General features: G+C 72.6%; 10 protein-coding genes. 4 read left to right on the plus strand and 6 right to left on the minus strand.

The features are described from left to right. Positions 1–21: 21 nt before the first annotated feature. Positions 22–831 (plus strand): hypothetical protein, encoded by an 810-nt coding sequence (locus AC5L36_RS09065; protein ID WP_441217152.1) that lies wholly within the window; start codon positions 22–24, stop codon positions 829–831. Between the two features lie 47 nt (positions 832–878). Here AC5L36_RS09065 and AC5L36_RS09070 read toward each other — a convergent pair whose 3' ends face one another. The 6 genes from AC5L36_RS09070 to AC5L36_RS09095 form a co-directional block, all read right to left on the minus strand. Next, a complete protein-coding gene (locus AC5L36_RS09070) occupies positions 879–2,657 on the minus strand; it encodes a lysophospholipid acyltransferase (RefSeq protein WP_441217153.1) in 1,779 nt (592 codons plus the stop codon). A 328-nt stretch (positions 2,658–2,985) separates the two neighbouring features. After that, complete coding sequence (locus tag AC5L36_RS09075; RefSeq protein WP_441217154.1) at positions 2,986–3,213, minus strand: 4Fe-4S dicluster domain-containing protein; 228 nt, start codon at positions 3,211–3,213, stop codon at positions 2,986–2,988. After that, positions 3,206–3,931 carry a GntR family transcriptional regulator gene (locus AC5L36_RS09080; protein WP_441217155.1) on the minus strand — a complete coding sequence of 242 codons (726 nt, stop codon included), beginning with the start codon at positions 3,929–3,931 and terminating at the stop codon, positions 3,206–3,208. The genes AC5L36_RS09075 and AC5L36_RS09080 overlap by 8 nt, the downstream gene beginning before the upstream one ends. Further along, positions 3,928–4,698, minus strand: coding sequence for a thiamine pyrophosphate-dependent enzyme (locus tag AC5L36_RS09085; RefSeq protein WP_441217156.1), 771 nt, complete (start codon positions 4,696–4,698; stop codon positions 3,928–3,930). The genes AC5L36_RS09080 and AC5L36_RS09085 overlap by 4 nt, the downstream gene beginning before the upstream one ends. Next, entirely contained in the window at positions 4,695–5,759 is a 1,065-nt protein-coding gene (locus tag AC5L36_RS09090) for a hypothetical protein (RefSeq protein ID WP_441217157.1), read from the minus strand. Before AC5L36_RS09090 ends, AC5L36_RS09085 begins: the two co-directional genes overlap by 4 nt. Continuing rightward, the gene (locus AC5L36_RS09095; RefSeq protein WP_441217158.1) at positions 5,749–6,306 is read right to left on the minus strand and encodes a 2-oxoacid:ferredoxin oxidoreductase subunit gamma family protein; all 558 of its coding nucleotides are present in this window, start codon (positions 6,304–6,306) and stop codon (positions 5,749–5,751) included. The genes AC5L36_RS09090 and AC5L36_RS09095 overlap by 11 nt, the downstream gene beginning before the upstream one ends. 72 nt (positions 6,307–6,378) lie before the next feature. Between AC5L36_RS09095 and AC5L36_RS09100 the strand changes: the two genes are divergently transcribed. From AC5L36_RS09100 to AC5L36_RS09110, 3 genes are read left to right on the plus strand one after another with little or no spacing between them, the layout of a single operon-like run. After that, positions 6,379–7,464: a zinc-dependent alcohol dehydrogenase gene (locus AC5L36_RS09100; protein ID WP_441217159.1), complete on the plus strand. Its 1,086-nt coding sequence runs from the start codon at positions 6,379–6,381 to the stop codon at positions 7,462–7,464. Next, positions 7,452–8,918, plus strand: coding sequence for a class I adenylate-forming enzyme family protein (locus AC5L36_RS09105; RefSeq protein ID WP_441217160.1), 1,467 nt, complete (start codon positions 7,452–7,454; stop codon positions 8,916–8,918). The genes AC5L36_RS09100 and AC5L36_RS09105 overlap by 13 nt, the downstream gene beginning before the upstream one ends. A gap of 55 nt (positions 8,919–8,973) precedes the next feature. Continuing rightward, the gene (locus AC5L36_RS09110; RefSeq protein WP_441217161.1) at positions 8,974–9,405 is read left to right on the plus strand and encodes a cellulose binding domain-containing protein; all 432 of its coding nucleotides are present in this window, start codon (positions 8,974–8,976) and stop codon (positions 9,403–9,405) included. Positions 9,406–9,695 lie beyond the last annotated feature (290 nt).

Below are 9,695 nucleotides of genomic sequence, written 5' to 3' on the forward strand. Positions count from 1 at the left end.
GGTGCGGCTAACCTGCGTGGGGTGGCATCGGTCGACGATGTGGCGCTCCACGCCGGAAACGCGTGGCCCGCGCCCGACCAGGTCCGCCTCTACACCAGGGTGCTGGCGTACGTGCTGGCGGACGATCGCGGGGTCACCATCCGCCGGCTCGCCGCGCGGCTCGGTCTGAGCACCCGGCTGGTCCGCGCCGTCGTCTACGACTGGCAGCGCGCCGGCCTCGTGACCTGCCGCCCCGGGAGGGGTTGGCGCGCCCACCGGTACAGCGGCAGCGAAGACATGTGGTCGGCGGTGCTGGCGCGCGGCGAGGAGGTTCTCGGGCGGGGTCAGGGCCTGTTGGACGCACTGGCCGCGGACCTGGACAGCCAGCCGCCGGCGGCCGGACGCGCGGCCGAAGCGGTGCGGTTCGTCGCGTTCCTGCGCGGCGAGCTGCCCGCGCTGGTTGAGCGCTGGCAGGAGCATCGCCGCGGTCGGGAGGCCGAGGCCCGCCGTCCGGTCGAGCCGGAGCCCCAGTCGGAGCCGGAGCCGGAGCCCGAGTCGGTGCCCGAGGTCCGCGCGTGGCAGCTCGCCGCCGCGCACGCGCTCGTCGACCTGCTCGCCCGCCCGGGGATGCCGGCCCTGACCTGGCACATCGACATGACCGAGCAGGGCCTGTTCGGGCTGATCCACCGGGACGACGAGAAGGCTCTGGCCACCCTTGAAACGTGGGCCCGGTTCTTCGGCACCGCCGTGCGCAAGGACCGGTTCGCCGGCTACACGCTGGTCGAGGCGAAGGCGAGCCACATGGGCGTGCCGGTGAAGCTGTCCGGCCACACCGACCGGGGTTTCCGCTGACCGCCTTTCCGTCGCGGGCGGCCCGAGCACCGGTGGAGAGCGGCGACCTACGCCAGGTCGGCGATCACGCCCACCCTGCGGACGGTCTCGCGCAGCTCGTCGCGGAAGGCCGCGCGGCGCGCCGGCAGATCTGGCGCGGCCGGATCGAGGAGGTCGCGGTGCCGGGCCAGCTTGAGGGCCGGCTTGAAGAGCTCCAACGACACCGACTCCTCGCTGGCCAGTCGCCCCTGAAGCGCCCACTGCCGGCCGACGCGCAGGCACTCGTCCAGGAACCGGGGCTCGTCGACCTCCTCCCCCTCCCAGGCGGCGAGCCGGTCGGCGACGAGGTGGTAGGCGTCGAGGAACGGCCGCAGCACCAGCGGGGCGACGAGCGGCCGGCCCTGCTCTAGCCAACTGCGCGCCTCGGCCGGGGTGAACTCGTGCAGCCCGTCGCCGCCGCCCGGCTCGATGATCGACAGCTCCAGCGCCATCTGCTCGGCGAAGTCGCGGCGGCGGGCGAAGAAGAAGTCGAACTTCAGCAGGTCTCGCAGCCGCAGCGCCTCCGCGGTCGCCGCGCCCAGGCCGTCCGCGCCGCCTTCGGTCGCGGCGACCAGCGCGAGCTCCCCGATCGCCCGGTCGACCAGCATGTGGATCGCCGTGTTGCGGTAGAACGCGGCCACCAGGTGCTGGCCGGCCCCGATCGCCCACACCGTGTCGGTGCCGCCGTCGTAGCTGGCCAGCACGCCGGAGGCGACAAGCTCCTGCAACGTGCGGCGGATCGTCGCCCGGTCGGTGAGGTTTGCCGCGCCGGCCACCGGCCAGCGCCGGGACTCGATGTAGCCGGCCATCGGCGCCACGGTCTCCAGCACCCCGTCGAGGGTCAGCGCCCGGTCTGCGGCCAGCATCGCCAGGCAGACGACCGCCGTGACGGTGACCGGAGTCGCCTGGTTGATGCGGTGCGAGGTGTCCAGGGCGATCCGCTCGACGACGTGCCGCCCCTGCTGGTCCGCACCGCGCAGCTCGGCCATCCGCTCGCGGAGCGGGAGCGGCTCGCCGAAGTCCAGGTAGGCCCGACCGAGCCGGTTGGCCTGTAGCCGGGCGAAGTTGACCAGCCAGCGGACGTCCTCGGGCCGCTTTCTGGCCCCGCGCGCCTCGGCGGTCATCGACCCGACCTCGTGCAGCTGTTCGTACACGATGGACACCGGAACGATCAGCGCCTCGGCTCCCGGCGTGGCCTCGATCGCGTCGACCACGTAGCGCACGATGCCGTACGTCGGCGGCCGCAGCTTGCCGGTGCGGGTCCGGCCGCCCTCGATGGACCAGCTGAGATTCTTCCGGTTACGGATCAGCTGGCCGATGTAGGCGCGCAACGCGAGCTTGTAAACCGGCTGGTCCTGCGTCGACCGGCGGATGTAGACGATGCCGGAGCGGCGGGCCAGATGGTTGACCGGAAAGAAGTTGAGGTTGGCCCCACCCAGGGTGAACGCCGGACTGAGCCCGTGCCGGTCCAGCGCCACCGGCACCGCCGCACCGTCCAAATAAGACCGGTGGGAGAAGAGGAACAACAGCGAGTACTTACGATCCAGCTGATGCAGCCGGCGCGCGGCCTCCTCGTCCACCAGCAGCTCGTGCGCGCGAAACATCCACGTCGTAAACCGGGACCAGGCGCCCATCGCCCGCGCGCTGTGCACCGCCCCCATCTCCCGCAGGTAGCCGGCGGCCTCGGCGGTCACCTCGCCCGGGTCGCGGCCGAGCGAACGGGCCAGCTCGGCCAGCCGCCCGGAGAACCCGTCGTCGGCCAGCAACTGGACAACCTCAGGAGTGTCCGAGGTCAACCCACGTCTCATCAGCCACCTCGCAAGTGCACGTGATCACAGCGCGCCGTGGGCCAGTCTGGAAGGCAGGCCCGGCCCCGTCAAACCCCCTAGCCTGCCCTCAAGAGGGCAGCCCTGTCACCGTCTGGGCGGGTATACGGGACCCCTGCTGGGAATTCACGCCCAAGAGGGCTGCCTCTTGGGGCGGGGCGATGGGTGGGCTTGCCGCGCGGAGTTGGCAGCGGAGGCCGGGGGGTTCGGCGAGCCCTGGCGAGCCGCCGGCCGCAGCGGTGCCCGCGGGAGCATACGGTCTACCGCTGACGCGGACGGGGGCACATCTGCGTGAAATCGGCTCCGTCGCTCAGCCGGTCAGGCGGTAGACGGCGAAGACGAAGTCGGGGCAGACCATCTGGCAGGCCGTGCAGCCGGTGCAGCCGGGGTTGAGCTCCGGATAGCGGTACCCCATGTCGTTGACCGCGGTCGACATCTCTAGCACGTTCGGCGGGCAGGCGGCGACGCACAGCTCGCAGCCTTTGCACTTCTCGGTGTCGATGACGAGTGTGCCGCGGCTGGTCCGTTGCTCAGGCATGCGGGTGACCTCCGGGATCGGAGAGGACGCCCAACACGACGTCGGCGTCCGCGGACGGGCCGGTGTCCGGGCCGGCGAAGACGCCGCGGCGGTGCAGCGCGGCGATCGCGTTGGCGGCCGTCATCCGCACGTGGTCGAGGGCCGCGTGCGCCGCCGCGACCGGGTCGCCGGCGCGCAGGGTGTCGTACTCGCGGCTCAGCGCGGCTCGCTCGGCGTCCATGGCGTCCACTATGGAGAATCGGGCGGCGGCCGGCACCAGGCCGCTGAAGCTGCGCAGCAGCGCCCGCAGGTGCGGGCCGGAGGCGGTCAGGTTGACCACCTTGCGAAACTGGCGGGCGAGCTGTTCGAACTCATCGACCTGCGCGCAGTCGCGCAGCGCCTCGGTCAGCTTGCCTAGCTCCTCGATGACGCCGGTGTCGCCGGCGGTCGCCGCGCGGCTGCTGGTGAGTGCGCTGAGCATGCCGTACAGCTCGAACGCCTCGCGGACCGTGCCGGCGTCGAACTCGGCCACGAACGCGCCGCGGTAGTGCGGCATGTGGATCAGCCCGTCGCGTTCGAGGTGCATCAGGCCTTCGCGGACCGGCACCCGGCTGACGCCGAGGTCGGCGGCGACGCGGTCGAGGTCGATGCGGTCGCCGCCGCGCAGGGTGCCGTCGAAGAGCAGGCCGAGGATGTGCGCGGCGACGGCCTCGCCGGTCTTCACCCGGACGAGTGTCATGGCGAGATCAGCTCCCCGAGTGGATAGACCTTCTCCATCGACTCGCCAAGGTAGTCGGGGCCTTCCCCGGCCGGCACGAACCACCCGGTCGGGCACATCGTCAGGATCTCCACCAGCCCGAAGCCGGCGCCGGACAGCTGCGCCTCGAACGCCCGGCGCAGCATCCGCTTGGTCTGCGCGACACCGCCGGCGGTGCCGACGCCGCCGCGGGCCACGTAGGCCGCGCCGCGCAGCCCGGCGACTAGGTCGGCCACCGGGATCGGGTATCCGTGCTCCTCCGCGGCCCGCCCGGAAAGGCTCGTCTTCGTGCGCTGCCCGAGCACGGTGGTGGCGGTGAGCTGCCCGCCGGTGTCGCCGAAGACGCCGTTGTTCAGCAGTACACAGGTGATCTTCTCGCCGCGGGCGGCGGCGTGCAGCACCTCCTGGAGGCCTTCGTTGGCCATGTCGCCGTCGCCCTGCATCGTGAAGACCGCCACGTCGGGGCGCACCCGCTTGATGCCGGTCGCGCACGACGGCGCGCGGCCGTGCAGGCACTGGAGCACGTCGACGTCCATGATGCGCACGAAGCTGCCGTAGCAGCCGTGCCCGACCACGCCGATCGTCCGCCGCACGATCTCCAGCTCCTGGAGCACCTCCAGCAGCAGGCGCAGGGCGACCGGCTCGCCGCAGCCGGGGCAGAGCGAGTGCTCGCCGAGCAGCAGGTTGGGCTTGAAGTCGGCGGCCAGCTTGGCCGGTCCTTCCGGCGGCCGGCTCGTGTCGATGCTCATGCGAGCGCCTCCAGGATGCGTGTGCGGATCACCGGCGCGTCCATCAGCTCGCCGTACGCCAGCCCGGACTCGGAGATGCTCACCCCGCCGACGAACCGGACGGCGTCCCGGTCGGCGGCGTGAATACGTATGTCATCGAGCATCTGGCCGGCGTTGAGCTCGAACACCAGCACCCGACGCACGCCGCGGGTCGCCTCGGCGAGCGCCGCACCCGGGAACGGCCACAGCGTCACCGGCCGGAACCAGCCGATCCGGTGCCCCTCGACCCGCAGCTCGTCGACCACGTGCTCGACGAACTTCGCCGCCGACCCGAACGACACCACGACCGTGTCGGCACCCTCGACGTACGCCTGCTCGTGGCGGGCCTCGACGGCCGCGATCGCGTCGAACTTCTCGGCGATCGACCGCCAGTGCCGGTCCGGGCCGGGGCCGGGGTCGGTGGCCTTGCCCATCGCCCAGGTCCACACCTGCCGGGAGCGTCCGGTGCCGCCGCCGGTGCCGTCGAGGGCCCAGTCCTTGGGCGGCAGCGGCCCGAAGTCGCGTGCCTCGATCGAGACGCCCACCCGGGTCTGCGCCAGCAGCGGGTCGCCGTAGAGCACGACCGGGGCACGGTGCTTGTCGGCGAGGTGGAACAGCAGCTGGGTGTGCTCGACCGCCTCCGGCACGTCCTTGGGCGCGAGCGTGATCGTGCGGTAGTCGCCCCAGCCGCCGCCGCGCGTGGCCTGGAAGTAGTCCTGCTGGTTGCGGGCCATGTTGAAGACCACGAACGGGGTCTGGTTGAGGGCGGCCTCGGCGATCGCCTCCTGCATCAGCGCGATCCCCTGCCCGCACGAGCCGGTCGCCGCCCGCGCCCCGGCGGCGGCCGCGCCGAGGGTCATGTTGACGCCTTCGATCTCGCTCTCCGCGTTGAGGCAGACGCCGCCGGCCGCCGGCAGCTCGCGGGACATGCTCTCCAGCAGCCCGGTGAACGGCGACATCGGGTATCCGGCGAAGAACGCGCAGCCGGCCGCGATGGCCGAGCGGGCGATCGCGGTGCTGCCCTCCAAAAGCTCAAGAGCCATGGGCCACCGCCGTGGTCAGGCTCGCGCCGGCCGCGAGGGCCCGCGCGTTGGCCGGTGCGTGTTGCCGCCGGTACGGCGGGAGCAGCTCTTCCATCGCGGCCACCAGAGATTCCTGGGGTACCAGGCCGGTGACCGCGACGTAGGCGCCGAGCAGGACGAAGCCGACCGCCTGGGGCGCGCCGGCCGCCTTGGCCAGTGCGGCCGCGTCGACCGGGTGGATGGCGAGGTCGGCGCGGAGCGCGGCGGGGTCGACGAGCGGCACGTTGGCGACGACGGGGCCGCCGGGCCGCACCCGCTCCAGCACGCCCTCGCTGAACCTGTGGTGCGCGACGATCGCCGACCAGGCCGACGGCAGCACCGGCAGCGCGCGCAGCGGCGCGTCGCCGATCACCACGCTGGCCTTGGACGGCCCGCCGCGCATCTCACCGCCGTAGTCGGCACTGAGCATCGCGTGCCGCCCCTGCCGGGTCGCGGCGAGCGCGAGCGTCTTGGCGAGCAGCTGGATGCCCTGGCCGCCGACGCCCGTGACGATGACTTCCCGCTCCACCGGCCCCCTCCTTGACTCCGTTTAGATATTAGATACAAAATCCAACTAGAGATCAAGAGAGCTGAGGTGGGGATGCGCGCTGCTGTGCTGCACGGCTTCGGTGACCTGCGGATGGAAGACGTGCCCGACCCCGCGCCCGGCCCCGGCGAGGTGGTCGTCGACGTGACCTGCGTCCAGCCGAGCGTCACCGAGTGCATGATGATCGCCGGCGAGCCGGTCGCCCAGCACGGCCACCTCGCCGCCGCGCTCGCCCGCGGGCCGGTCCGGTTCGGCGGGCACGAGTTCTGCGGTGTCGTCACGGCCGCCGGCCGGGTGCCCGCCGGCAGCCGGGTCACCGTGGTGGAAACCGTCGTGTGTGGACGGTGCGCCGCCTGCCGCCGCCACCGGCCGGACGCGTGCGCCTCCCCCGGGTTCGTCGGTTTCACCCGGCCCGGCGCGTTCGCCGAGCGGGTGGTGGTGCCGGCGGCGAACGTGGTGCCGGTGCCGGACGGGGTGAGCGACTCCGCCGCCGCAGCCATCCAGCCGCTCGCCGGTGCCATCCACGCGCACGCGCTCGCCGCCGTGCGGCCGGGCGAGAGCGTCCTCGTCGTCGGTGCCGGCGTGATGGGGCTGCTGGCGGTGCAGGTGGCCCGGCACGGCAACGCTGGGCAGATCCTGGTCGCCGGGCGGAGCCGGGCCAAGCTGGACCTCGCCGTCAGGTTCGGCGCCGACCTCGTCCTCGGCGCCGGCGACGGCGTGGCGGAGCGGGTGGCCGACGCCACCGAGGGCGTCGGCGTCGACGTCGTCATCGAGACCGCCGGTGGCGCGCCGTCGGTCGGCCTGTCCGGCGCCGGCACGCTCGACCTCGCTGTCCGATGTGTACGCCGCGGCGGGCGGATCGTGCTGGTGTCGGTGCTGCCGGAGGGGGCGCCGGCGCCGCTGGCCCGGCTGCGCGAGCGAAGCGTCTCCCTGCTGCACCCGGGCTCCGGCGCCGGCGCTTTCACCCACGCGCTACGGCTCGTCGCCCGCGGCGACGTCGACGTGGAGTCGCTGGTCACGCACCGCCTCGACGGCGTCGACGAGATACCGGAGGCCATCCGGATCACCGCCGACAAGCCGGCGCACGGAGCCATCAACCCCGCTCAGGTCTCCATCGGCGGGCCGGCATGGCACTGCTGATCGGCGACATCGTCCGGCGTGCCGCCCGGATGGCCCCGCGCGCGGTGGCCGCGAGCCTCGGCGGCGCCCGGGTCAGCTTCGCCGAGCTCGACGAGGCCGCCAACCGCACCGCCAACGCCCTCGCCGGCCTCGGGGTGCGCCGCGGCGACCGGGTGCTCTGGTGGTCCGCGCCGGCCCTGCGTACCCTCGACGGGTTTCTCGCGTGTGCCCGGCTCGGCGCGGTGTTCGCGCCGGTCAACCCGGCACTGTCCGATGTGGAGTTCGCGGCGGTGCTGGACTACCTGGATCCCCGCCTCGTGGTCTGCGACGCGCGGCGGCCCGGCCTCGGCGCGCCGCACGCGATCGCCGCCACGCTCTCCGGCGCGCCCGGGTCGCCGGCGGTGGCGGTGGCGGTGTCCGAGACCGACCCGCACATCCTGTACCTGACCAGCGGCAGCACCGGCCGTCCCAAGGGCGCGCTGGTCAGCCACCGGGCGAGCTGGCTGCGCTCGGCACCCGGTGGCGGCACGTTCAGCACCGGGCTGCGCGGTGACGGCGGCGTGCTGTGCAGCTTCCCGCTGTACCACTACGGCGGCTGGCACTACGTCATGGAGGCGTGGCAGCACGGCACCGCCGTACACCTGGTGCCCCGCGCCGACGCGGTGAGCATCGTCGACGCGGTCCGGCGGCACCGGCCGGCCGCCATCTACTGCATCCCCGCGGTGTGGGAGCGGCTGCTGGACGCCGAGCACCGGCGCGCCGACCTGTCCAGCCTCCGGCACGCCGACACCGGCACCTCGCCCGTGGCGGCCGAGCTCGTGGCCCGGATCAAGGAGCGGCTGCCCGGCACCACCACGACGATCCTCTACGGCTCCACCGAGGCGGGCCGGATGGCCGCGCTGCACGACTGGGAGCTGTCACGCCGGCCGGGCAGCGTCGGGCGGGCAGCCTTTCCCGGCACGCTCTGGCTCGACGACGGCGAGGTCGTGGTCGGCGGTGACACGCTCATGGCCGGCTATCACGGCCTGCCGGCGGAGACCGCGGCGGCGATGCGCGACGGCGGATACCGCTCCGGCGACCTCGGCCGCCTGGACGACGAGGGTTACCTCTACCTGACCGGCCGGGCCCGCGAGGTGATCCGCACCGGCGGCGAGTCGGTGTCACCATCCGAAGTGGAGTACGCCCTGCGCGACCTGCCCGGTGTGCGGGACGTCGCCGTGGTGGGACTGCCCGACGCCCGCTGGGGCGAGGTGGTCTGCGCCGCCCTGGTGCCGGCCGGCGACGGCGCGGTCCCCGACGTGGCGGCGGTGCGGGCGCACGTGGCCGGGCGGCTCGCGCCGTTCAAGCAGCCACGCCGGGTCGCCGTGGTGGAGGCCATCCCGCGCACTCCCGCGACGGGCCAGATCCAACGCTCCCAGGTGCGAGAGACCATCATCAAATACATGCCGATGAATCAACCGATGCAGCTTCGATGAACGCCCGCGGGCACCCTGACGGTGCCGCCATCCGGCGGCCGCGAAGGGAGATCCCATGCACGCCAGAACCTACCGCCGGGCGCTCGCGATGCTCTTGCCGGCACTGTTCACACTCACGGCCACGACGGTCGCCGCGACGCCCGCCCAGGCGGCACCGCCCTGTTCCGTGACCTACGTCGGCGGTGGCTGGAACGCGACGCCCGAGTTCCCGGCCGGCTTCCAGGGCACGTTCACCGTCACCAACAACGCCACCAGGAAGATGTTCGGCTGGCGGATCGAGACGCATTTCCAGACCGGGGCGGAGGTCACCGGGCACTGGAACTCCGAGCTGCTCCTGGACGCCGACCCCGTCTACGTCTTCGGCAACGCGTCCTACAACGGAGAACTCGTGCGGGGGCAGTCGATCCAGTTTGGCGTCACCGGCAGGAAGAGCGCCGACAACATCTCCAACTCGCCGTACTCCGCGGTCTGCGCCCCGCTGTACTGATCCGGGAACGCACATCACATCTCGCCCCACACCACAGCAATAGACGATTCTTGATATGTACAGCCGTAGATGTAATACTTCGCTGGAAGCGCTCCCAAACAGGCTTTCAATGCCGAAGAACGGAGGATGTACGTGCGTTCACACAAGCCCGATCAATCCGGCCGCGGATCTCGGCTCATCCGAGCGCTTGTCCTGCTGGTCGCCGTGACAGTCGGCATGCTGCCGTGGACCGGTGCGGCCCAGGCGCACGGCACGATCATCAACCCGATGACGCGCGCCTACCAGTGCTG

Source organism: Phytohabitans sp. LZ39 (assembly GCF_059359075.1).